Source organism: Streptomyces sp. NBC_00286 (genome assembly GCF_036173125.1).
GTDB lineage: Bacteria > Actinomycetota > Actinomycetes > Streptomycetales > Streptomycetaceae > Streptomyces.
Genome location: NZ_CP108054.1, coordinates 6,231,928 through 6,255,499 on the forward strand (window position 1 = coordinate 6,231,928; position 23,572 = coordinate 6,255,499).

Annotated in this window: 14 protein-coding genes; 5 read left to right on the plus strand and 9 right to left on the minus strand. The window is 71.4% G+C overall.

The window, feature by feature from the left end; translation table 11 throughout:
• Positions 1-21: 21 nt before the first annotated feature.
• On the minus strand, positions 22-1,848 hold the full coding sequence (locus OHT21_RS28780) for a glycosyltransferase family 2 protein (RefSeq protein WP_328771190.1): 1,827 nt from the start codon (positions 1,846-1,848) through the stop codon (positions 22-24).
• A 182-nt stretch (positions 1,849-2,030) separates the two neighbouring features.
• Positions 2,031-2,519, minus strand: a complete 489-nt coding sequence (locus OHT21_RS28785; RefSeq protein ID WP_328771191.1) for a MarR family winged helix-turn-helix transcriptional regulator — start codon at positions 2,517-2,519, stop codon at positions 2,031-2,033.
• Between the two features lie 150 nt (positions 2,520-2,669).
• Here OHT21_RS28785 and OHT21_RS28790 point away from each other — a divergent pair, with 150 nt between their 5' ends.
• Positions 2,670-3,083 (plus strand): organic hydroperoxide resistance protein, encoded by a 414-nt coding sequence (locus OHT21_RS28790; protein WP_328771192.1) that lies wholly within the window; start codon positions 2,670-2,672, stop codon positions 3,081-3,083.
• Positions 3,084-3,138: 55 nt separating this feature from the next.
• Here OHT21_RS28790 and OHT21_RS28795 read toward each other — a convergent pair whose 3' ends face one another.
• From OHT21_RS28795 to OHT21_RS28825, 7 genes are all read right to left on the minus strand, one after another.
• Positions 3,139-4,422: a hypothetical protein gene (locus OHT21_RS28795; protein WP_328771193.1), complete on the minus strand. Its 1,284-nt coding sequence runs from the start codon at positions 4,420-4,422 to the stop codon at positions 3,139-3,141.
• 285 nt (positions 4,423-4,707) lie between these two features.
• Positions 4,708-5,661 (minus strand): class I SAM-dependent methyltransferase, encoded by a 954-nt coding sequence (locus OHT21_RS28800; protein ID WP_328771194.1) that lies wholly within the window; start codon positions 5,659-5,661, stop codon positions 4,708-4,710.
• Positions 5,662-5,721: 60 nt separating this feature from the next.
• Entirely contained in the window at positions 5,722-8,061 is a 2,340-nt protein-coding gene (locus tag OHT21_RS28805; RefSeq protein WP_328771195.1) for a bifunctional glycosyltransferase/CDP-glycerol:glycerophosphate glycerophosphotransferase, read from the minus strand.
• Between the two features lie 147 nt (positions 8,062-8,208).
• Positions 8,209-9,012, minus strand: a complete 804-nt coding sequence (locus tag OHT21_RS28810) for a carbohydrate ABC transporter permease (RefSeq protein WP_328774255.1) — start codon at positions 9,010-9,012, stop codon at positions 8,209-8,211.
• Between the two features lie 116 nt (positions 9,013-9,128).
• Positions 9,129-10,463, minus strand: a complete 1,335-nt coding sequence (locus tag OHT21_RS28815) for a carbohydrate ABC transporter permease (RefSeq protein ID WP_328774256.1) — start codon at positions 10,461-10,463, stop codon at positions 9,129-9,131.
• 27 nt (positions 10,464-10,490) lie between these two features.
• On the minus strand, positions 10,491-11,876 hold the full coding sequence (locus tag OHT21_RS28820; RefSeq protein ID WP_328771196.1) for an ABC transporter substrate-binding protein: 1,386 nt from the start codon (positions 11,874-11,876) through the stop codon (positions 10,491-10,493).
• A gap of 371 nt (positions 11,877-12,247) precedes the next feature.
• Positions 12,248-17,122: an FHA domain-containing protein gene (locus OHT21_RS28825; protein WP_328771197.1), complete on the minus strand. Its 4,875-nt coding sequence runs from the start codon at positions 17,120-17,122 to the stop codon at positions 12,248-12,250.
• A 408-nt stretch (positions 17,123-17,530) separates the two neighbouring features.
• Here OHT21_RS28825 and OHT21_RS28830 point away from each other — a divergent pair, with 408 nt between their 5' ends.
• The 4 genes from OHT21_RS28830 to OHT21_RS28845 all read left to right on the plus strand — a co-directional run bounded on the left by OHT21_RS28830 (position 17,531) and on the right by OHT21_RS28845 (position 23,514).
• Positions 17,531-19,240, plus strand: a complete 1,710-nt coding sequence (locus tag OHT21_RS28830; protein WP_328771198.1) for a serine/threonine-protein kinase — start codon at positions 17,531-17,533, stop codon at positions 19,238-19,240.
• A gap of 234 nt (positions 19,241-19,474) precedes the next feature.
• Complete coding sequence (locus OHT21_RS28835) at positions 19,475-20,707, plus strand: serine/threonine-protein kinase (RefSeq protein WP_328771199.1); 1,233 nt, start codon at positions 19,475-19,477, stop codon at positions 20,705-20,707.
• A gap of 758 nt (positions 20,708-21,465) precedes the next feature.
• On the plus strand, positions 21,466-22,572 hold the full coding sequence (gene prfB, locus OHT21_RS28840) for a peptide chain release factor 2 (RefSeq protein WP_328771200.1): 1,107 nt from the start codon (positions 21,466-21,468) through the stop codon (positions 22,570-22,572).
• A 303-nt stretch (positions 22,573-22,875) separates the two neighbouring features.
• Positions 22,876-23,514 (plus strand): PT domain-containing protein, encoded by a 639-nt coding sequence (locus tag OHT21_RS28845; RefSeq protein ID WP_328771201.1) that lies wholly within the window; start codon positions 22,876-22,878, stop codon positions 23,512-23,514.
• The last annotated feature ends 58 nt before the right edge of the window (positions 23,515-23,572 follow it).

Consider the following 23,572-nt stretch of genomic DNA (forward strand, 5'->3'; position numbering starts at 1 on the left):
CCCCGTCACGCATCAGAGCAATCAGTGAAGCAGTCGCCTCAGCCGTCGCCGCAGTACGGCGGCCACTCCCCGTCGGCCGGACGCGAGCCGCAACGCCAGCGAGCCCGAATGGGTCGCGTACGGCTGGACCAGCAACACACCGTGCCGCCCGCTCGGCACCGCCGTACGACGCAGCAGCCCGGGCTGCGCGACCGCGTGCGCGGAGGTGTAGCGGGCCGATCCGTCGCGGAACCGCAGCCGGAGTCGTAGATCCCACGTGCCCGAGCCGAGCGCGGAGAGGTCGACCGGCACCTCGGCCCACCAGCAGCCGACCGAGGAGCCGACCGAGGAGCCAGCCGAGGAGCCGACCGAGGAGCCAGCCGAGGAGCCGACTGAGGAGCCAGCCGAGGAGCCGACTGAGGAGCCAGCCGAGGGGCCGACTGAGGAGTCGGCCAAGGGGCCTGCCGGGGAGCCGACGGAGGAGCCGACCGACGAGCCGACGGAGGAACTGGCCGAGGAGTCGACCGAGGAGCCGCCCCCTGAACCCCCCTCGTCCGCGCCGTCGCCCGGCACAAGCGCCGCCCTGACCGCGAGCCCCACCCGCCCCTCCTCCCGGTGTACGAACTCGACCTCCACGTCCGCCGGCCCCGCCTCCCCCATCCGCCCGTACAGCTCATGCAGACGCAGCCGAAGACGCGTGGCACGCGCGCGTGGCCGCAGTTCCGCGTCGACGGCCACAGGGAGGAGCCGTACAGGCCGGAACAGCAGGTGTTCCAGGGTTACTTGGGGCAAGTCGGCGGACCAGAGCGGGGTGCCGTCCGCGGCACGCGGGTACGGCGGCGTCAGCTGGGCCGGACGTGACGCGAGCTCCCTGATGCGGTCCAGGTCGCGCGGCTTCTCGGCGGCCAGAACGACTTGCGCGACGACCCGCCCGGGCGCGGGGGCCGCCGCGAAGTCACCCGCGTCGAATGCCGCGAGGTACGCGCGCGTGAGCGCCCACCAATCGCGCCGGTACCCGGAGTCGCGCAGCCCCAGCTCGCGCGCGTACATCCGCAGGCTGTGGTCCAGGAACGCGGCGCGGGCCGCCCGTGCGAGCCGCTTCTCACCGGCGCCGAGGAGAGTGTCGTACGCCATGCCGTGGGCCGTGAGCCTGGCCCGCCAGTTGTCCATGTCCGCGCGGTCCAGCGAGATCGACAGCTGCTCGGCGGACCGGCGCACCTGCCAGACGTACACCGGGTCGGGGACCAGCGCGAGGCGCGGCCCGGCGGCGAGTACGCGCGCGGTGAACACGAAGTCCTCGTACGGGAAGCGGCCTTCGGGGAAGCGGATGCCGTGCTCGCGCAGGAAGGCAGTTCGGTACAGCTTGTTGACGCAGAGCGTGTCGTGGACCAGGCGAGTGCGGAGCGAGGGGTGGGGGACGAGGACGGGACGCGCGTACAGCTCGGGTCGCCAGGGGACCTCGCGTCCGGACGGCAGCTCGCGGCGTATGCACAGGCCGGCCGCCACTTCCGTATCGCGTCTGACGGCGGCTGAGAGCAGTGCGTCCACCGCTCCGGGCGGCAGTACGTCGTCGCTGTCCAGGAACATCACGTACGGGGCCGTCGCGGCGTCGATGCCGTCGTTGCGGGGGCTGCCGCAGCCGCCGCTGTTGACCTTGCGGCGTACGACCTTCAGGCGTGGTTCGCCGTGCGCGAGCCGGTCGAGGAGGTCCGGGCTGCCGTCCGTCGAGCAGTCGTCGACGGCTATCACCTCGCGGACGGCCGGGCCCTGCGCGAGGGCGGAGCGCACCGCGTCCGTCACATGGGCGGCGTCGTCGTAGCCGATGACTATGACGGAGACCTGCGACGGGGGAGGGTGTGTGGCTCGCATGGTGTGCCTGGATTCCACGGGGACGAACGGCAGAAACGGAGGTTTTGTGACTCATTCTCCGTTATGAGGTGCTTGTTGTCCCGTGGGGAGAGAGGGCATCAGTGAGCGCAAGCTCCCTCACAAGCGGCGTCTCAGCCCTCAGAAGCTGCGTCTCGGCTCTCTCAGAAGCAGCGTCTCAGTGGTCAGTCGCTCTCCAGCTCCGCCGAGTCCAGCGCCGCCGTCAGCTTGTCGAGCCGCGCCCGCAGGTCGCGGATCTCGTCCAGGTCGAAGCTCGTCGCGGCGGCGATCCGGCGCGGTACGGCGAGCGCCCGCTCGCGCAGCGCGCCGCCCTCGTCCGTGAGCCCGACGACCACCGACCGCTCGTCGCGGGCGCTGCGTTCACGGCGTACGAGTCCGGTCGCCTCCAGTCGCTTGAGCAGCGGCGACAGCGTTCCGGAGTCGAGCCGCAGATGCTCGCCCAGCTTCTTCACGGGCAGCTCGCCGTGCTCCCACAGCACGAGCATGACCAGGTACTGGGGGTAGGTGAGCCCCAGGTCCTTCAGGGCGACCCGGTACACGCCGCCGAAGGCGCGCGAGGCGGCGTTCAGCGAGAAGCAGATCTGCTGGTCGAGACGGAGGAAGTCGTCCGGGGTTGAGGTCTGGTGGATCGGGGTCGGAGTCGGAGTGGTCATGCCTTCAGGATAACCCGAGTACGCCATTGGATTGTGCACAACTGAATTGTGTGCTCTACTTGTGGTCGTGAGGCGAGCACCCCAGAGGCCCTGCCCGCCCTCACGATCTCGATCTTGCTTCTGATCCTTATGACGAGAGGGATGTCTCCCATGGACGCGCTCTACACCGCTGTCGCCACCGCCACCCACGGCCGTGAAGGCCGCGCCTTCACCAACGACGGCCGCCTCGACCTCGAGCTGGGCATCCCGAAGGAGATGGGCGGCAGCGGTCAGGGCACCAACCCGGAGCAGCTGTTCGCCGCGGGCTACTCCGCCTGCTTCGCCAGCGCCCTCGGCCTGGTCGGCCGTAACGCGAAGGTCGACGTCAGCGACGCCGCGGTGACCGCCGAGGTCGGCATCGGCAAGCAGGGCGAGGGCTTCGGGCTCGCGGTCACCCTGCGCGTGGAGCTGCCCGACTCCGTGGACGCCGAGACCGGCCGCAAGCTGATCGAGCAGGCCCACCAGGTCTGCCCGTACTCCAACGCCACCCGCGGCAACATCCCGGTCGAGCTCGTCGTCGAGTAATCGGGCAGGCGAGTAATCGGGCGGTCGAGTAATCGGGCGGTCGCGTAACTGCCGGTCAAATCCTGCTTGTTGCCCGGTCCGCACCCAACGCGGGCCGGGCGCCCGGCGTTTCAAGCGCCGGGATCGTCGTCACCGCCCGCTCCAGCAGCAGTGGCAGCCCGATCACCGGCAGCACCCACGCCACCACGACCAGCCGGTCGCCGATGGTGATGTCCGGGTGCCCCGCCTGGTTGATGACCCCGCTGAAGGCCGCCGCGATCAGAAACGCCGCGTACGCCGGACGTTGCCGCAGTACACCCCACGCCCCGGCGGCCAGCGCCACGATGAACAGTGGCTGCCAGAACTGCCGACGCAGCCACTCCACCCAGAAGTTGAACTCCAGCTGCCAGAACTCCGGCCAGGGGTCGGCGCGGTCGGGCCGCGTGAAGTGATCGGCGAGCAGGTCCTGGAGACTCTCGTTCGTGGAGGGGTAGTTCAGCAGCCCTGCGGCCGTCACGGTCCCGAGGGCCGCACACCCCGCCACCACGGCGATCACCCGCAGTGCAGGGTCAAGTCGCCGTCTCCGTACGGCGATCACCGCGCACCCCGCCACCAGACACAGCCCGAGGAACATCGCCTGCGAGTGCTTCACTGTGAAGAGCGTCAGCAGCGAGCCGCCGATCAGGGCGGCGCCCGCGCGTGTCCGGCCGTCGAGTGCCAGCGCGCAGCCCCACAACACCGCCAAGGTCAGGGCCAGTTGAAGCCCCTCGGTCATGGGGCGCATCGCGGTCGTGCCGACCGGCAGGGCGTAGTACAGGGCCTGTCCGGTGAGGGCTACGGCGGTCGGGGCGCGCAGGGTGCGCAGCACCAGGAAGACGAGGACGCCTCCGGCCGCAGCCACGAACACGCTCGTCAGCCAGATGCCCCAGGTCACGCCGAACACCGTGACGAAGGGCGTCAGCAGCGCGGGATACCCGGGCCGCGCCTCGAAGATCCGCATGAAGCGCGGGGAGTTGAACGGCACCGTGTGCGCGGTCGTCTCCCCATTCCGCAGCCGCCGTTCCACCTCCGGCCACAGTTCGCGCCGGCACTCCTCGGGGATCCGCCCGACCGGGCCGGGGGAGTGGAAGCGCACCACGTCGACGCTCCGTTCGCGGCGCGCCTCGGCGTGCCGGCTCGCGCAGACGTAGTCGATGGTGGCGGAAGCGGCCTCGCGCTTGCTGTCACCGCGCAGACTCAGGGCGTACGAGAGGTAGTTCCTGGTGTCGGGAGTGTCCCGGCCGGTGACGTTGGCGAGCTGGAGCAGCGCGAAGACGGCGGCGAGAACGATCACCCAGATACGCGCCTTGAAGCGGGGCATACGGCTCTTTCAGTGACGTGGTGTTGCTGAGGTGAGCCCGCCGCCACCGCACACAACGGTGGGGCGAGCCGTGGCCCGCCCCACCTAGGCGCTCCGCTGAAAGTGCGGTCTCGGAGCTGCGGGTCCGTCGTGGCTGGTCGCTCCCCCACTCTCGACTCCGCTCGAGCGGGGGGACCCCCATCGCGGCGGAGTCGCAAATTGACACAGTCCCGCGCCCCTAAAGAGGCCTGCGGCCTCCTCAGGGGCGCGATATCGCACCGGACTTCCGCAGGACCGCTTGCGGCCTCAGCCCTTACGTGCCTTGACGATCGCCCTCGTGACGATCGGCGGCAGCAGGTCCTTGGCGAGCCGCCTGGCGCGGCTCGGGCGTCGCTTGGCGGCGCTGACCGTGGCGGGCCGCGTGGTGGCGCGCGGGGCGGGGGCGGGCTTCGGGGCGGGGGCGGGCTTGGGGGCCTCTGCGGCCGGCTTCGGCTCTTCGCCCGCGTACTTCGACACCGGCTGCTTCGGCTCGGTCGCCTTGTTACCGGTTATACGGATCAGCCCGTACCCGGCGACCTGCTGCACCTCGTGCCACATGTCGTCACGGCCCGCCAGCCACTCCAGCAGCGCGTCGCGCAGCGGCTCGGGGTCGCCCCAGGTGCCGTAGAACTTGGTGCCGGTGATGCAAATGGGGCGCAGGTCGAATGTGGGAATCGCGCCCCAGGTGGCCGCGGCGACGCCCGGGCAGTGCTCGGCGCGGAAGTCGTCGAGGACGACCACGCCGTCGGGCAGCAGGATGTCGCGCACCGCCGCGATGTCCGCGTTCACGTGCTCGTACAAGTGCGAGGCGTCGATGTGCGCGAAGCGGCAGCTCTTGTCCTCGACACGGTCGGCGACCACCTGGCTCGGCGCCTGGATGATCTCGGGCAACTCCTCGTGGAACGCGAGGTAGTTGGCCTCGAAGGCCCGCCGGGTCAGCGTCGAGTAGGACTTGTTCATCTCCTTGCTGTTGGCCGTGTCCTCCGCGGGGGAGTCGAACAGGTCGCACACCGTGAACTTGTCCTCGTCACGCAGGTAAGAGCCCATGAAGATGGCGCTTTTTCCCATGTAGGCGCCGAGCTCCAGCAGATTGCCGGTCTGCTGGCTGTCGAGCTGCCGGGACAGGAACCAGTCGAACAGCTGCTGATCGACGGCACGGAACCAGCCCTTGACGTCCGACAGGGTCCTGGGACGGGGCAGCTCGGTGGTGCTGGAGGTCATGTGTACTCCGTACAGCGGGGTCTATGGATTCTCTGTGTTCAGGGATGGGATCGGAGGGCTTCAGGGGGTGTCAACGACGGGAACGGAAACTCCGGGTGTCGAAACAGTTGCCAGTGGTGAGGCGGCCGGATAATCCCCGGTTCGGGTGGAATCGGGCGCCCACGGAATGCCATCTTCCATCGACGGCACGGGATGGCGCTCGTCGAGCGGCACCACGGCGGGCAGCCCGGCGGTCTCGCCGAGCACCACCCGGCGTACGACACGTTCGGCGGCCCGCCCGTCGTCGTACGGGCAGAAGCGCTCCCGGAACGCGGCCCTCAGCTGCGCGGAGCGCGAACCGCGCCAGTGGCCGGTCGCGAAGATGTCGATCAGTTCGTCCTCGCTGCGCGCGACGACTCCCGGCGGGAACTTGCGCAGATCGAAGTAGGTGCCACGGGCCGCCTCGTATGCCGCCCAGTCGTTCGCGTGAATCACGATCGGCCGGTCGAGATTCGCATAGTCGAACATCAGGGAGGAGAAGTCGGTGATCAGCGCGTCCGAGGCCAGGCACAGGGACTCGACGCTCGGATGCCCCGACACATCGATCAGCCCGCCGCCGCTGCGCGCCAGTGGCTGCCCGTACGAGGGATGCGCGCGGGTCAACAGCACGAAGCGCGGGCCGAGTTGGCGCAGGATGCGCTCCAGGTCGAGCATGCTGGGCTGGGAGCGGCGGTAGTCGCGGTGCGTCGGTGCGTACAGGATCGCGACCGAGCCTTCCGGGATGCCGAGCGTCTCGCGCAGCCGGGCCACGTCCGCCGAAGTCGCCCGCTGGAACACGTCGTTGCGGGGCTGGCCGTACTCGAGCGTCGTATAGCCGGAGGGGAAGACGCGCTCCCAGACGAGCGTGGAGTGGCGGTTGCCGGACAGGCAGTAGTCCCACTGGTCGACGCCGCGCAGCAGCTCGGCGAAGTCCGTGCCGCGGGCCGCCGCCGGGCGGTCCTGGAGATCCAGGCCCATGCGCTTGAGGGGGGTGCCCGTCTGCGTCTGGACCAGGATCTGCCCGGACCGCTTGACCAGCCTGCGGTCGAAGTCGACGTTGCTGACGAGGTACTTGGAGCGGGCGAGCGCCGTCCAGTACGCGGCCGTGTCCGGGGTCAGCTTGCGGGTCGCGGTCGGGACGGTGTGGTGGTGCTCGGGCGCCGCGATCCACGCGGTGCGGATGCCCGGGGCGTACGTACGGAACGCGTCCTCGAGCGCCGCCGGGTTGCAGCCGTAACCGCGTCCGTCGCCGTTGGAGAACACGGCGTGGTCAGCCCGTAGGGGCAGCCGGAGCTGGACGCGGTAGTGCAGCCGCAGCGCCACGGCCCGTACGGCGCGGAAGACCGCCGTGACGCCTTCCGTCACCCGTCTCTTCAGCTGCGCCGCCGCCCACAGCGTGCGATACGTGCGGTGGCTGCCCAGGCGGATGAGCACGTGCCGCAGCCAGTTGCGGGCCGGGAGGCGGGCGCCCGGCACTCGGTAACGGGCGTAGTGGGCGCGGGCCCTGCGCAGGAACTCGGGGCGAGAGCGGCGCGGCAGCCGGTCGCGTCCGAGGAACACGGCCGAGAGATGGTCGACCATGCGGCGGAACAGGACGGGGCGCCAGTGCGCCAGCTCCGGATGGGCGTCGAGATGGGCGAAGACACGGTCGTACTGGTCGAAGATGTCGAAGTGGCCCGGGCCAGTGGAGCCGGTCGTGCCTGTGGTGCCGGTCGTGCGGGGTGTTCCGGTCGTGCTCCCTTGGCGTCGTTGGCGGAAGTGGACACAGACGCGGTCGAGCGTCGCGATGGTCTCGGAGGCCATCAGAACTGAGTACGTCCAGGGGGTGTCCTCGTAGTGGCCGGGAGAGAACGTCAAGCCCTCCCGCTCGATGAACTCCCGGCGGTACGCCTTGTTGCCCACCACCATGAGCACCTTGAGCAGCCCCGGCCGGTCGTCGAGCCGGAACGGCGCCGGGCCCCGCTCGGTGAGCTGCGCCGCCTGGATGTTCCGTACGGTTTCGCCCGTCCAGAAGGTGCGCGCGAAGTCGTAGACCAGGACGTCCGGGTCTTCGGTCTCCTTCAGCCGGTCGGCGATCGCGTGCAGCGCGTGCGGGGTGAGGGTGTCGGAGCCGTCCAGGAAGACCAGGTAGTCGCCTTTCGCGCGCTCCAGACCGGCGTTACGGGCCTGGCCGCGGCCCTTGTGTTCGTCGAGGTGTACGGGCCGTACGCGCGGGTCGCGGGCGGCGAACTCGTCGATGATCGAGCCGCAGGCGTCCGGCGAGCAGTCGTCGACGGCGATCAACTCGAGGTCCGGACAGGACTGTTCGAGGACGGAGGCCAGGCAGGCGTGCAGGTAGGCCTGCACCTTGTACGCGGGGACGATGACACTGAACCGGGGCACGTCACATCCATGGGTCGGCGCGGCAGACTGCCCGGAAACGGCCGAAGGGGTGACGTGGTTACGCCAGATGTGGCATATGGGGGACGTCGGGAGTGAGGTGAGGGGCGGCCGGGTACCGGCCGCCCCTCAACAGATCATCCGGAAGCGCTACTTCACCGCGCCCGCCATCACACCGGACACGAACTGCCGCTGGAACGCGAAGAACACCGCCAGCGGGATCACCATCGAGATGAACGCGCCGGGCGCGAGCGTCTCGATGTTGCCGGAGAACTGCCGGGTCTGCTCGGTCAACGCGACCGTCAACGGCTTCGAGTCGGCGCCCGAGAAGACCAGCGCCACCAGCATGTCGTTCCACACCCACAGGAACTGGAAGATGCCGAGCGACGCGATCGCGGGCGCACCCAGCGGCAGGATCACCGTGGCGAACAGCCGCATCTCGCCCGCGCCGTCCAGCCGTGCCGCCTCGAGGAGTTCACGGGGGATCTCCGCGAAGAAGTTCCGCAACAGGAAGATCGCGAACGGCAGGCCGAAGCCCACGTGGAAGAGGACGACGCCGAGGATGCTGCCGTAGATCCCGAGGTCGCCGAAGAGGGCGGACAGCGGGATCAGGGCGACCTGCACGGGCACCACGAGCAGCGCCACCACGACCAGGAACCACCAGTCGCGGCCCTTGAAGTCCATCCAGGCGAACGCGTACGCGGCCATCGCCCCGATGACGATCACCAGGGCGGTCGCCGGAACGGTGATCCAGATCGTGTTGAGCAGGGAGTCGGTGATCTCCTCCTTGCCGAGCAGGGTCGAGTAGCTCTCGGTGGTGATCTGGGCCGGTTTGCTGAAGACGGTCCACCAGCCGGACTCGGCGATGTCCGTCGGATCGCGGAACGACGAGGCGAGCAGACCGACCGTCGGCGTCACCCAGATCAGCGCGATCAGGATCAGGAAGATCCGCATCACGCCGCCGGCCGCGCCGCTCGCGAGCCGCGAGACGAGCGAACGCTCGGCGGGCCGGTCCGGTACGTCCGCCGCCACTGGTTCCTTCGGTTCTTTCACGGGTACGGAGGGTGCGGTCACCGTCGGCGCTCCCTTCGCAGTCGGCGGATGTTGACGATCATCACCGGCAGGACGAGCAGCAACAGGACGATGCCGATCGCGCTGCCGAGGCCGAGGTCGCCGCTCCCGGTGAACGCCGCGTTGTAGAGCTGGAGGGCCAGCACATTGGCCTCGTCCTGGGTGGGCTGCGGCGCGATGATGAAGATGAGGTCGAAGATCTTCATCACGTTGATCATCAACGTGATCAGTACGACCACGAGGACCGGCATGAGCAGGGGCACCGTGACCCTGCGGAACACCTGCCACTCGTTGGCGCCGTCGACCCGGGCCGCCTCCAGGAGGTTGCGGTCCACTCCCGCGAGCCCCGCCGCGATGAGCACCATCGCGAAACCGGCCCACATCCAGGCGTACGCCCCGATGATGGCCGGAGTGACCAGGCTCGGGCCGAGCCAGTCGACGCCGTTGTAGGGCGCCGCGAAGTTCGAGGCGGGCAGCCGGAGTTGGGCACCGTCCGCCTCCGCGGGCAGCCTGAACGTACCGTCGTCGGCAGCCTTTGCGGACGCCACGACCTCGCCGTCCTTGACCGCCTCGACCCTGATGCCCGAGAGGCCCTTCTCGCGCGCGTCGATGGCGCCCTTCTCACCGCCGCCGCCCAGCCGGAAGTCCAGCCAGACCGTGCCGGACACCTCGTCGCCCGCGGACTCGGCGGGCTGGGCGTCCACGGGATCGCCGGGCAGCTTGTTCGGTGCGATGCCGACCAGCGGGAGCAGGGCCGGAACCCCCGCCCTCACCGTGTCCGTCGTCGTGAAGGCGCCGCCGCCGGACGCCTTCAGATCACTCTCCGGCGAGGGGCGCGCGTTGGGATAGACGGACGACTCGGCGAAGGTGTCGTGCACCCCCACCACCACGGCGTTGGCCACGCCCTGGTCGGGATCCGCCTCGTACACGAGCCGGAAGATGATGCCCGCCGCGAGCATGGAGATCGCCATCGGCATGAAGATGACCAGCTTGAACGCCGTCGACCAGCGCACCCGCTCCATCAGCACGGCGAAGATCAGCCCGAGCCCGGTGACCAGGGCGGGGGCCACCGCGACCCAGATCGCGGTGTTCTTGACGGCGGTGAAGGTCGCGTCGTCCGTGAAGATGTCGCCGTAGTTCTCCATGCCGACGAAGGACGAGCCGTCGGCGTCGAACAGACTTCGCCAGACCGAGTACCCGATCGGGTAGACCACGAGCGCGCCGAGCAGCACCAGCGCGGGCAGCAGGAACAGTCCCGCCACCCACGGCCGGGTGCCCATCACGCTCTTGCGCTTCCGGGCGGGGGGCACCGGACCCGTGGAGCCCCCCGCCATCGCCACCTGGGACGACATAGGCTGCCGTCAGCCCTCGTACGCCTTGGTGGCGGCCGTCTCAAGCTGCTGCTGAATCTCCTCCACCTTCGACGGGTCCTTCAGGAAGTCCTGCAGCGCCTTCCACTCACCCTGGCCCTGGGTGCCGCCGAAGGCGGCGGGAGCCTGGTCGGACATGTCGAAGCGGAAGTCGTCGCCCGCGGCGAGCAGCGCCTCGGCGATGTCCTTGGTCACATCGTCCTTGTACGTCTCGAGATCCATCTCCTTGTTGGGGGAGACGAAGCCGCCCTGTGCGGCCCAGATCTCGGCCGCGTCGGTCGACGCGAGGAAGGTCAGCAGGGCCTGCGAGGCCTTGTCGTCCTTCAGGGCCACGGCCACGTCACCGCCACTGACCACCGGCGACTCGCTGCCGACCGCCGGGAACGGGAAGACCTTGGCGTCCGTGCCGATCTTGGCGTCCGTGTCGGCGTTGATGTTCGCCGCGACGAAGTCGGCCTCGAAGACCATCGCGGCCGGGGTGTCACCGGAGAAGGTGTTCGTCACCGACTTGGGGAACTCCGTACGCAGCGCGCCGTCCCGGCCGCCCGCGATCAGCTCGTCCTTGCCCCACAGCTCGGCCAGCGTGGTCAGGGCCTCCTTCACGGAGGGATCCGTCCACTTGATCTCGTGCTGGGCTAGCTGGTCGTACTTCTCCGGTCCGGCCTGCGAGAGATAGACGTTCTCGAACCAGTCGGTGAGGGTCCAGCCGTCCTGCCCGGCGACGGAGACCGCGGGCGAACCCGCGTCCGACAGGGTCTGCGCCGTCTGGACGAACTCGTCCCAGGTCTTCGGCTCCTCGGTGATCCCGGCGGCCTCGTACGCTGCGGTGTTGTACCAGACCAGGGACTTGTTGGCGGCCTTGGCGTAGACGCCGTACTGCTTGTCCTTGTACGCGCCCAGGTCCTTCCAACCCGCCGAGAAGTTCTTGTCGAGCTGCGCCTGTGCCTCGGCGCCCAGCGGCTTGACCCAGCCCTTGTCGGCGAACTGGTGGAGCACGCCGACCTGCGGCAGGAACGCCACGTTCGGCGGCTTGCCGCCCTGGATCCTCGTGCCCAGGAAGGTGGAGGTGTTGTTGCCGGTCGGTACGAAGCTGACGTCGGCGCCCGTCCGCTTCTCGAACTCTTCCAGGACCTTGGTGAAGTTCTCCTGCTCCGGGCCGGTCCAGACGGCCGCGACCTCCAGCTTCTGGCCGTCGAGCTTGGGGAGCTTCACGGAGGCCGCTTTTTCCTTCTCGCCGCCTTCGCTTCCTGAGTCGTCGTTGCCGTCGCCGCCACATGCGGTGAGGGCGAGCGCCATCGCCCCCGCGACGACGGCGGCTGCGGCCTTTGTGGCCTTGCCTTTCCTGTTCGGCCTGCGTGTACGAAGAGTGCTGCGCATGACTTGCCCCGTTCTCCGTCGAACGTCCGAGCGCTGCTGTCCCGTGCGCTCTTGGTGTACGCCTGCCTGCTTGGCGTCGGCAAGAGCGCCTGCGGTGTCAAGCGCGTGATCGTAACCGCGTCGTGACGTGCGCTCATGCGGGATGGAGTCGAATGAAGTCTTGTGGTGAGTCGTGTGCGGTTGTAAGGAGCCGTTAGGTGGTTGAGGGCTGTACAGAATTGTGATGTTGGAGGTGACTTCGGGGCGTCCTCGGAGCGGCTTTGAGGGCGACCTGGAGAGCGACTGCAGGGGTGGCTCGGTAGCGACCTCAGGGCGGCTTTGAGAGCGACTTCAGAGCCTCAGTGCCGCTTAGGGCCGCCGCTTTGAGCCGCTCAGAGCAGCGAGGGCACCTCCGTGGCCGACACGGAGCGGGCGGCTCTCTCCAGGGCGCTGGCGAGGAGGGCCAGGTCCGTCGGTCCGTTGCCCAACTCGCGTACGGGGCGGCGGGCGGGTGGGTCGCCCATTCGGTCCCACTCGAGGGGGACGACCGTGGGGCGCAGCGTTGACGTACGGGGGATACGGCCCGTGACGCGGCCCCCTTGGAAGGGGGTCGACCGGCCGCGGGGGCCGGTGAGGCGTCCCCGTCCCGGGGCGGGATCCTCCGGGCCGGACGAGGGGGCTTCGAGGGCGATGCGCAGGGCGGCCTGCCGGGCCAGCTCCGTCTCGTCGGTACGGGGACCGCCCGCGGTGGCCGCCACCAGATGCACCCCGAGGCGGTGACCGCTTCGCGCGACGGCTTCCAGGGCCCGTACGACGGAACCGGCGGCGGGGCGTCCCGGGGAGCCCAGTGCGGGCGACAGGAGCGCGTCGAGGTCGTCGACGATCACGGCCAGCCGGGGGAGCGGGGGGCCCGCATCCGCCGCCGCCCGCTGTCGCTCGGCGGCGGGGCGCAGGCGGAGGGTGGAGCTCGGGGGCGCGTCCAGGTCTGCGGCGCCTGCGCCCGGGGTGGGCTGGGCGGTGGCGGTTCCTGGGCGCGTGGTGGTTCCGGGGGATGCCGTGGTGGAACCGCTTGCCGAGCGCTGGCCCACGATGCGGCCCTGGAGCCGCTGGCGGGCGTGCCACTCGGCGAAGTCGAGGCGGCCGAGGAGCTCGGCCCGGCGCTTCAGCTCGGCGGTGAGGGATTGCGCGAACTCCCGCATACGGACCGGGTCGTGGGCCGCGAGATGCGTGGTGACATGGGGCAGGTCGGTGCAGACCCGCAGACCGTCACCGCGCGAGGCGGCGCCGGCCCCGGTGCTGTCCCACCCGTCGATGAGCACGATGCCCAGCCGGTCGGGCCGCTCCGCGGCGGCGAGCGAGGCGGCGACGGAGCGCAGCAGCTCCGTACGCCCGCTGCCGGAGGGCCCCTCGATCAACAGATGCGGGCCCTCCTGGGCGAGGTCCACGCTCGCGGGCCCGCGTGGCCCGGCGCCGAGCACGGCGACCGCGCGACCGCCGAGCGCCTCCGTGTCGTCGGCGGCGTCCGCCCAACGGGCCATCAGGGACGCCGGGGTGGCCCGGGCGAGCCCCAACTCGTCGAGCAGCCGCGCCGCTTGGGGCAACGGCGCGGACACGCGCGCGTGCCGCTCGCCGGGGACGGCGTCCGTACGCAATGGGGCCAGCGCCCGTGCGAACCGCTCGGCCCAGGCCATGGACACCGCGTCGACGGCGGCCACGGTGCCATGCCCGACGGGCCCGCGCGGGAGCTCCGCCGCCTGAGTACGCGCGGCGCCTTCAGGTGCGCCCGGCGCCACCCGCATCAGCCGCAACGCCGTGGCCACGTCCCCGCTGAGCAGAGCGACGGCTCCACAGTCCCGGAACACGGACGAAGCCGCACAGGCCGCCTCGTAGGTCTCCGTCACCGGGGAGGCGGGCGAAGCGGCAGCCGTCTCGGCAAGACACACGACATGAATCCCCACCCGAGGCCCCTCAACGGCCAGCCGCGACACGGCTTCCCGCACGGCAGCGGGGCCAGGGTCACCGTCAACGACGACGACGGTGAACGGCCCGGGCCAGACGCCGTCGCCGCCTTCGTCGTCCTGGGCCCAGGAGGGGCGACGGTCACGGCTTCGGCCTCGGGGGGCGCCGTCGACTTGGCTGCCGCCGAGGTGGATTCCCAGGTGGGTGGCGTCGCGGTCGCGGGTGGGGGTGGGCTTCCTGGAGCCGAGGGTGGAGGCCGGGTCGGCGGGCGCGTTGCTGGGGTTGGGGTCGCCGGAGGCGGCGGGGTCGGTTGAGGTGTGCCCCGCCTGAGCGCCGACGGGGGTTGGCCCGGGGTGGTCGCCTGCGGCATCGACGGGGTAGGGCTGGTCACCGCCGCGTCGGTTCGGGGCGGTGGTCGGGGCGAGGGGCATCCCGGGGGCAGCACTGCCATGGTTGCCCGACTGGTGTCCCGGAGGGGCGCCTTCGGCGGACGGTTCGGGGCGGTGGCCTAGGGCGTCGTCGTAGCCGTGGCTGCGCTCGCCGCCGACGCGCTGGGCCGGATTGGAGGCGCGCTCGGCGGCTCCGCCGCCGTAGCCGGAGACGGAGCCGTGGTCCTCCGGCCGGTCTCCTGGGCGGGCGCCTTCGGCGGATGGACCGGGGCGATGGCCTGCGTTGTCGCGCCCAGCACCGCCTCGGGCGTCCGGCCGGCGATCGGGGTGGGCCACCTCCGCGGTCGTCCTGGGGCGAGCGCCCGTGTCATGGCTGGAACCGCGCTCGTCACCGGCGTGGTTGCCCGAAGGGTGACCTGGGTGCGCGCTGTCCACGGTCGACCGGGTGCGGTCGGTCGCAGGGTCGTCGTAGGCGCGCCCGCCAAGGCCCTGGCCGCCCGACGGGCGGTCGGTGTGGGCGCCGTCGGCGGACGGGCTGGTACGGCCGCCTGCGCTGTCGCCGCGGGTGACGCCGGTCGGATCGTTCGACCGGCGACCCGCGTGGGCGCTTGCATTCGTTGCCCCAGGGCGGCTGGTTGCGCCGTCGCCCAAGCCGCGCTCGCTACCGGCGCGGGTGCCCGTCGGGTGGCCTGAGCGGGCGCTGTCCGTGGTCGACCTGGGGAGGTCGGTGGCAGCGTCGTTGTAGGCGCGCCCGTCGGCGCCCTGACTGCCCGGTGGGTGGGCCGCGTTGGCGCCGTCGGCGGACGGGTCGGGACGTCGGCCCGCGCCGTCGCGGAAGCCGCGCTCGCCACTGGCGTGGTTGCCCGATGGGTGACCCGGGTGGGCGCTGTCCGTGGTCGACCTGGGGCGGTCGGTCGCAGCATCGTCGTAGGCGCGCCCGTCGGCGCCCTGACTGCCCGGTGGGTGGGCCGCGTTGGCGCCGTCGGCGGACGGGTCGGGACGTCGGCCCGCGCCGTCGCGGAAGCCGCGCTCGCCACTGGCGTGGTTGCCCGTCGGGTGGCCTGAGCGGGCGCTGTCCGTGGTCGACCTGGGGCGGTCGGTCGCAGCATCGTTGTAGGCGCGCCCGTCGGCGCCCTGACTGCCCGACGGGCGACCCGCGTCGGCGCCGTCAGCGGACGGTCTGGAGCCGCCATACCCGCCCCCCGCGCCGCCATCGCCCGCCCCGCGCGCAGCAGGGATCGCCCCTGTCACGTCCGGGCCGGCGCCAGTGATGCGGGCCTGAGCCCCGTGCGCAGCCGCCGTCGCCGCGTACGAGGGTCGGCGTGCCGTCCCGCGGTCGGTATCCGTCGTGTGGTCGTCCAGGCGGCGGAGGAGTTCCTCTGTGCGGGAGGTGGTCTGTTCGCGGTCGTAGGCCATGAGGAGGTGGCAGTCCTGGCCGTGGGCGGGGCGGATATGGGGAAGCCAGCCGAGCCAGGACCACTCGGTGATGCGGTCCTCAAGGGGGCGCGAGCGGTCTGCGCTGAGGAGGACGATCTCCAGTGTGTCGGGGGAGTGCAGTGCGGCGAGCTGTGCCACCACCGCGCGTGCGAGCCCGGAGAGGCGGGGACGCGGCCCGGCGATGCCCAGCGCGCCGACCTCCCGCAAGCCGGTGGTCACCGGCACCGCGGGCAGCAGCCCGGAACCGTCGGGTGCGCTCCGGTCCGCCGTACCGAGCCGTACCGCGAGCGTCTCGGGGTGGTCGGGGCCGCGTTCCCACAACCGGGGTCCCGGCCCGAGCGCGGTCAGGAGCAGTGCCGCGGGGTCGGGCCACCGCTCCGGCTCCCGGACACCCTCCGTGACGGGCTCGGGAGGCGGCGCCGACTCGTCCTCGTACGCGCTCCCCTCGTATGCCGATGTCCCGGACTGTTCGCCCCGGCCACCCGCCAGGCGCCGGGCCCACGCCGAGAGCCCGCCGCGTTTACGCGCCCCGCGCGGCGGCACGGCCGTACCCCTCGTCGGCGTGTCGTTCCGGGTGCTCCCGGCTCTCCCAGTGCCCTCGGCCGTCCCGGTGTTCTCGGCCTCCGGTGCCGCCCCCTGACCGGGCGCGACCGGCGGTTCCACCGAGCCGTGCCCCTGGGCCCCGGAGGAGCTGTCCTCCGCGGCTCCCCACCCGGCCGTACCGAAGCCATGGTGCGTGTCGCCCGCGTTTAAGGCGACGGAATCGCCGGCGGCGGAATCGTCCCCCACGCGCGCGTGCGGCACGGTTCCGGCGGCCCCGGGCAGCGGCTGCGGCTCCTCGGGCGCCCCCAGCACCCGTACATGCCCCTCCCCGTCCGGCACCGTCTCCCGTACCGCCTCCGCATCCCCGGCCCGGGCCAGCCGCAACGCCGACTCGCCCACCCGCAGCAGCGCCCCCGGCGCCAAGCGCACCGGGCGCTCGCCCACGCGCGTGCCGTCCAGCGTCGTGCCGTTCGTGGAGCCGAGGTCCGCGACCGACACCCGGCCGTCCGCCGCGACCGTGACGGCGCAGTGCAGGCGGGAGACATCCGGGTCGTCCAGGGGCACGTCCGCGTCGGCGGAACGGCCGATGTCGATACGGCCGCCGTGCAGCAGATGGACGCCGCCCGCGTCCGGACCGGCGACGACATGGAGCCGGGCCTCGGCCGCGTCGACCTCGGGGCCAGGCTCCGCCGGGGCGCCCAGGCACAGCACAGCGCCGTCGATCAGCGGCGGCTCACCGAGCGTGCAGCGCTGCGCGTCCAGCCGCTCCGCCCCCGCGTACAGCACACCGGGACCCTCGCCCCCCACCGCCGAGGCGAGGCCGGAGGCCACCGCGGCGAGTGCCGTACCGGCGGGCGCCGTCACCAGCACGTCGCAGGACACGGCACGCCCCTCGGGGCGCGTCCCCAGCGGGTCTACGACGGTCAGCCGGATCTGCATCGCCGTCAGCGGTCCCTTCTGCGCGGGCGCCCGCGACGAGGCTCCGCTGCGATCCCCACCGCAACTCCCCCCACCACACCGGGCACGTCGGCCAGTACGGGAAGCATCCTCGCACCTGCCACTGACAATGCGCCCGCATCCCACGAACAAGTGATCTTGATTGCTCGGCTCTGCCCGCAAAAGTGCCTGACCAATGCCCCCTTGAGATCGATCATGCCAAGATCCGGCAACCAACCGCCCAGGAGTGAGCGTCTTTGCCTGAAACGGAAGGGATCGCCCCACGTAATCCACAGGACGGCATCCACAGGATGACGACAACCCGGTGCCAGTTCAGCGGCACTACAGTGGGGCGGAACACCCGCAGCAAGGGTGACGGACCAGCCAGGCAAGCAGCAGGGAGCGCATGACGTGCGGCCGGTAGGGAGCAAGTACCTCCTTGAGGAGCCGCTTGGGCGCGGCGCCACAGGCACCGTCTGGCGAGCCCGCCAGAGGGAGACCGCGGGAGCCGAGGCGGCAGTTCCGGGCCAGCCCGGCGAGACCGTGGCGATCAAGGTCCTCAAGGAGGAGCTCGCCAACGACGCTGATGTCGTGATGCGGTTCCTGCGAGAGCGCTCCGTCCTGCTCCGTCTCACCCACCCGAACATCGTCCGGGTACGCGACCTCGTAGTCGAAGGCGACCTCCTCGCCCTCGTCATGGACCTGGTCGAAGGCCCCGACCTGCACCGCTACCTGCGCGAGAACGGCCCCTTCAGCCCCGTGGCCGCCGCCCTCCTCACCGCCCAGGTCGCCGACGCGCTCGCCGCCAGCCACGCCGACGGCGTCGTGCACCGCGACCTGAAGCCCGCGAACGTCCTGCTCAAGCAGGACGGCGGCCAGATGCACCCGCTGCTGACCGACTTCGGCATCGCCCGGCTCGCCGACTCGCCCGGCCTGACCCGCACCCACGAGTTCGTCGGCACGCCCGCGTACGTCGCCCCCGAGGGCGCCGAGGGCCGCCCGCAGACCTCCGCCGTCGACATCTACGGCGCCGGAATTATGCTGTACGAGCTGGTCACCGGCCGTCCGCCGTTCGGCGGCGGGTCCGCTCTGGAGGTGCTCCACCAGCACCTCAGCGCCGAACCGCGCCGCCCCTCCACGATCCCCGACCCCCTGTGGACGGTCATCGAGCGCTGCCTGCGCAAGAACCCGGACGAGCGGCCCAGCGCCGAGAACCTCGCCCGCGGCCTGCGCACGGTCGCCGAGGGCATCGGTGTGCACGCGAACTCCGCGCAGATCGCCGCCGCCGAGGGAGTGGCCGCGCTGCTCGCCCCGGACCCGGCGCCCGCCACCGTCCCGGGCATGCCCGGCGCCGCCGACCCCACCCAGGTGCTGCCGCACGGCGCCGGCTCGTACGACCCGAACGGCGCGACCAGCGTCCTGCCGCACACCGGCACCGGGCCCGGCTCCGGTGACGCCGACCCCACCTCCGTACTGCCGCGCGGTGGCGCCCCCGACCCCACCTCGGTGATGCCGCCGATGCCACCGAACCAGCCGCCGTCAGGCGGCGGCCCGGAGGACCCGCACCCCTGGCAGAACCAGCTGCGCGCGGCCCGCGACCGCAACGAGCAGACGCAGGTCCAGTCGTATCTCGACCCCGGCCAGGACCCGCTGCGGCGACGCCCCCAGCGACAGGTGGCCCGCCCGCAACAGCAGCCGCGCCAGCGGCCCCAGCAGCGACCTCAGCAGGGTTATCCGCCCCAGGGCCAGCCGCAGCAGTACGCACCTCAGCGGCAGCCCCAGCAGCAGCCGCAGCGATACGCTCCCGCGCCGCCGCCCCCCCAGCAGCCCGCGTCGAGGCCGCCTCGCGAGCCCCGGCCGCAGCGCGAGCCGCGCCCGCCGCGCCAGCGCAGCGCCAACCCGATGAAGATCCCCGGGCTCGGGTGCCTCAAGGGGTGCCTGTTCACGATCATCATCCTGGTCGTCGCCGGGTGGCTGATCTGGGAACTGAGCCCGCTCCAGGAGTGGATCGGGACGACCAAGGGCTACTGGGAGCAGCTCACGGACTGGTTCCAGACGGCGTCGGACTGGGTGGGGGAACTGGGCTCGGGTTCGAACTCGGGTACTGGTTCCGGCCAGTAGGCCCCTCTTGTCGCTCAGTTTCGTTCAGATCACTTGAGACCCCTTTGGGCCTGTTCAGTCCTATTCAGAGATGTTCAGGACTGAACGGGCCCCTTTTCTGCTGCCCGAATCCCCGGAAGCGCGGTGCGGTTCTGGGGATTTGTCGACACCTGGCGGGTGATTTCTGTCTCCGGAGTGAAGGTTGGGCCCCCGTGCGCGTAGCTTTAGCGACAACACGCGTCCGTAGGAGCAGTCTTGGCACGGAAGATCGGCAGCCGGTACACCGCGCACCAGATTCTGGGGCGGGGCAGCGCCGGCACGGTGTGGCTGGGCGAGGGGCCGGAGGGGCCCGTCGCCATCAAGCTGTTGCGTGAGGACCTCGCCTCCGACCAGGAGCTCGTGGGGCGCTTTGTGCAGGAGCGGACGGCGCTGCTCGGGCTCGATCATCCGCATGTCGTCTCCGTACGTGACCTGGTGGTCGACGGCAACGACCTGGCGCTGGTCATGGATCTCGTACGGGGCACGGATCTGCGCACCCGGCTCGACCGCGAGCGGCGGATGGCTCCCGAGGCCGCGGTCGCGATCGTCGCGGATGTCGCGGACGGGCTCGCAGCCGCGCACGCGGCGGGTGTCGTCCACCGGGACGTCAAGCCGGAGAACGTACTGCTGGACATGCAGGGGCCGCTCGGTCCCGGCGGCTCGCATCCGGCGTTGCTGACGGACTTCGGGGTGGCCAAACTGATCGACTCGCCGCGGCGGACCCGGGCGACGAAGATCATCGGTACGCCGGACTATCTGGCGCCCGAGATCATCGAGGGGCTGCCCCCTCGGGCGGCCGTCGACATCTACGCGCTGGCGACCGTTCTGTACGAGCTGCTGGCCGGGTTCACGCCGTTCGGTGGAGGTCACCCGGGGGCCGTGCTGCGGCGGCATGTCACGGAGACGGTGGTTCCGCTTCCCGGGATTCCCGACGATCTGTGGCAGCTGCTCGTGCAGTGTCTGGCGAAGGCGCCGGCGTCGCGGTTGCGGGCGTCCGAGCTGGCGGCGCGGCTGCGGGAGCAGTTGCCCGAACTGGCGGGGATGCCGCCGCTGGATGTGGACGAGCCGGAGCCGGAGTCCGACGCGGCGTCGGCGGAGCCGGAGGCTCCGCGGGATGTCGAGCAGGTGCGGAGGGGTGCGGTGCCGCTGGTGCCGGGGCGGGCCGCGCCCGACTCGAACCGGGACACGCACACGAGCATGCGGGTGCCCGGGCCGGACGAGCTGGCGGGCGGCGCCCGCGGCACCGCCCGCGCGCCCCGCGCCGCCGGCGCCCCGCGCCCCGGCTCCGCCCGAAACCGGGCCGCGGCCCGACGCCGCCGCCTCACGCTCAGCGCGGTGGCCGCCGCGCTCGCCGCCGCGGTCGGCATCGGCACATGGCTAGCCACGACGGGCGACAACGCAGACGCCAAGCCCCAGGGCCCGGGTGCCTCGGCTCCGGCTACGCCGTAACCTCCGCCTCCGCGGCGGTGTGCCCACCGGGCAGGGTGTCGGGGGTGCATTGGCGGCTGCGGCCCGTTGTGGCTGATCGCGCAGTTCCCCGCGCCCCTAAAGAGACCTGCGGCCTCCTTCAGAGACGCGGGCGGAACGAGGCGCGGGCCGCAGGACCAGGCGGCGCGGGCCGCATAACGGCGCAAGCCCTCACTCACCTAGGGGCGCGGGGAACTGCGCGAGCAACCCCGGACGGCCCGCAGTCGACACACGACCGAGCCGGGGGCCCGGGGGCGCGGCCCCTTGGCCGGGCCGCACGGCGCGCGGGCCGCACGACGGCCCAGGCCCCCACCACCCACCTAGGGGCGCGGGGAACTGCGCGAGCAACCCATGGCGGCCCGCGGCCGAGATACGACCTTGCCAGGGGGCCGGGGGCGCGGCCCCTTGGCCGGGCCGTACGGGGCGCGGGCCGTACGACGGCCCAGGCCCTCACTCACCTAGGGGCGCGGGGAACTGCGCGAGCAACCCCGGACGGCCCGCAGTCGACACACGACCGAGCCGGGGGCCCGGGGGCGCGGCCCCTTGGCCGGGCCGTACGGGGCGCGGGCCGTACGACGGCGCAAGCCCTCACTCACCTAGGGGCGCGGGGAACTGCGCGAGCAACCCACGACGGCCCGCGGCCGACAAACCACCCCGCCAGGGGGCCCAGGGGCGCAGCCCCGGTTTTCCGGACCCGCGCACCGACCTCCCCGCTCGGCGGAGCCAGTACGCTGGGGAGCGTGGCAGTTGTCGATGTATCCGAAGAGCTCAAGTCCCTCTCCGCGACCATGGAGTCGATCGAGGCCGTCCTGGACCTCGACACGCTGAGGGCAGATATCGCCGTGCTCGAGGAGCAGGCGGCAGCGCCGTCCCTGTGGGACGACCCGGAAGCGGCGCAGAAGATCACCAGCAAGCTGAGCCACCTCCAGGCGGAGGTCCGCAAGGCGGAAGCCCTGCGCGGCCGGATCGACGATCTGGGCGTGCTCTTCGAGATGGCCGAGGAGGAGGACGACCCGGACACCCGCGCCGAGGCCGAGACGGAGCTCACCGCCGTCAAGAAGGCGTTGGACGAGATGGAGGTCCGGACGCTGCTGTCGGGGGAGTACGACTCCCGCGAGGCACTCGTCAACATCCGCGCGGAGGCCGGCGGCGTCGACGCCGCGGACTTCGCCGAGAAGCTCCAGCGCATGTACCTGCGCTGGGCCGAACAGCAGGGCTACAAGACCGAGGTCTACGAAACCTCGTACGCGGAAGAGGCCGGCATCAAGTCGACCACCTTCGCCGTCCAGGCGCCGTACGCCTACGGGACGTTGTCGGTGGAGCAGGGCACGCACCGGCTCGTCAGGATCTCGCCGTTCGACAACCAGGGGCGCCGCCAGACCTCGTTCGCGGGCGTGGAGGTGCTGCCCGTCGTCGAGAAGACCGACCACATCGAGATCGACGAGTCCGAGCTGCGGGTGGACGTGTACCGCTCGTCAGGGCCCGGCGGTCAGGGCGTCAACACCACTGACTCCGCGGTGCGGTTGACCCACCTCCCCACCGGAATCGTCGTCTCCTGCCAGAACGAGCGCTCGCAGATCCAGAACAAGGCGACCGCCATGAACGTACTGCAGGCGAAGCTGCTGGAGCGGCGCCGGCAGGAGGAGCAGGCCAAGATGGACGCCCTCAAGGGCGACGGCGGCAACTCCTGGGGAAACCAGATGCGTTCGTACGTCCTGCACCCGTACCAGATGGTCAAGGATCTGCGCACGGAGTACGAAGTGGGCAACCCCGAGTCCGTGTTCAATGGCGAGATCGATGGCTTCCTGGAGGCCGGAATTCGCTGGCGCAAGCAGCAGTCCAAGTAAGCGACTTCGCGGACATCGCTTTGTCGACAGGGCAACTGCCTCCTCATGGAAGGCAGTTGCCCTTTCTGCAGCCCAATGGGTGGGTTTTACGTCACACTCACATTGCGTCTCGGCCGTCATATGACCTTGATCTGGACATCACGGTCGCAACGACCTTGACGATGCTTTGAAGAACAGGAAGGCTGACGCGCGGCATGCGAATCTCTGGGGCGCATGTGAACCGGGGGGCTTCGAGAGCGTCCCTGATGTCGTCGCCCCAGGCGCTGCTCCATTGACGATGAGCTATCTGGGGGTAGCAGGCAGATGACCAAGAAGACGCGGATCCGTGTCGCGCGGGTGGCCGCCGGTGCGGTGATCGCCGCCGGTGCTTCGCTGACCGCCGCGGGTGCCGCTTCGGCCCTCGACGTCGGCGTCGAGGTGGGCGGTCTGAACGTCGGCGCGAGCGCCGACGAGGACGGCGTTGACGTCGGCCTCGGTGTGAAGGACCCGACCGAGGAGCCGACGGACCCGCCCACCGACATCCCGACGGACGAGCCGACCGACGATCCCACGGATGAGCCGACCGACGAGCCCACCGAGGACCCGACGGACGAGCCGACCGACGAGCCCACGGATGGGCCGACGGACGAGCCCACCGAGGACCCGACCGACCCGGGTGACGACGACGGCGCCGGCGGTGGCGGCAACGACACCGACCCCGACGGCGGCGGCTCGCAGCCCGTCGAGCAGGGCGAGGGCAAGGAGAGCCTGACCGACACCGGCAGCGGTACCGGCACGGGCGCGGACGCCTCCGCTCAGGGCACCGGCGGTGGCGGCGAGCTCGCCGAGACCGGCGCCGCCGAGACCACCTTCCTGCTGGTCGGTGCGGCCACGATGATCGCCGGCGGTATCGGCTTCCGCATGCTGCCGCGCCTCATGAACGGCCGCGGCGCCGCCGCCTGACGCCTGTCAGCGGCTGACCTGCCGTAGGCGTCCCGGCCCACGGCAGGTGTACGAACGC

Bases quoted from the DNA above. Each gene is read 5' to 3' on its own strand.
- OHT21_RS28825 (WP_328771197.1), bottom strand. From the start codon at position 17,122: ATGCAGATCCGGCTGACCGTCGTAGACCCGCTGGGGACGCGCCCCGAG.
- OHT21_RS28785 (WP_328771191.1), bottom strand. From the start codon at position 2,519: ATGACCACTCCGACTCCGACCCCGATCCACCAGACCTCAACCCCGGAC.
- OHT21_RS28795 (WP_328771193.1), bottom strand. From the start codon at position 4,422: ATGCCCCGCTTCAAGGCGCGTATCTGGGTGATCGTTCTCGCCGCCGTC.
- OHT21_RS28815 (WP_328774256.1), bottom strand. From the start codon at position 10,463: ATGGCGGGGGGCTCCACGGGTCCGGTGCCCCCCGCCCGGAAGCGCAAG.
- OHT21_RS28810 (WP_328774255.1), bottom strand. From the start codon at position 9,012: ATGCGGATCTTCCTGATCCTGATCGCGCTGATCTGGGTGACGCCGACG.
- OHT21_RS28820 (WP_328771196.1), bottom strand. From the start codon at position 11,876: ATGCGCAGCACTCTTCGTACACGCAGGCCGAACAGGAAAGGCAAGGCC.
- OHT21_RS28800 (WP_328771194.1), bottom strand. From the start codon at position 5,661: ATGACCTCCAGCACCACCGAGCTGCCCCGTCCCAGGACCCTGTCGGAC.
- OHT21_RS28845 (WP_328771201.1), top strand. From the start codon at position 22,876: ATGACCAAGAAGACGCGGATCCGTGTCGCGCGGGTGGCCGCCGGTGCG.
- OHT21_RS28780 (WP_328771190.1), bottom strand. From the start codon at position 1,848: ATGCGAGCCACACACCCTCCCCCGTCGCAGGTCTCCGTCATAGTCATC.
- OHT21_RS28790 (WP_328771192.1), top strand. From the start codon at position 2,670: ATGGACGCGCTCTACACCGCTGTCGCCACCGCCACCCACGGCCGTGAA.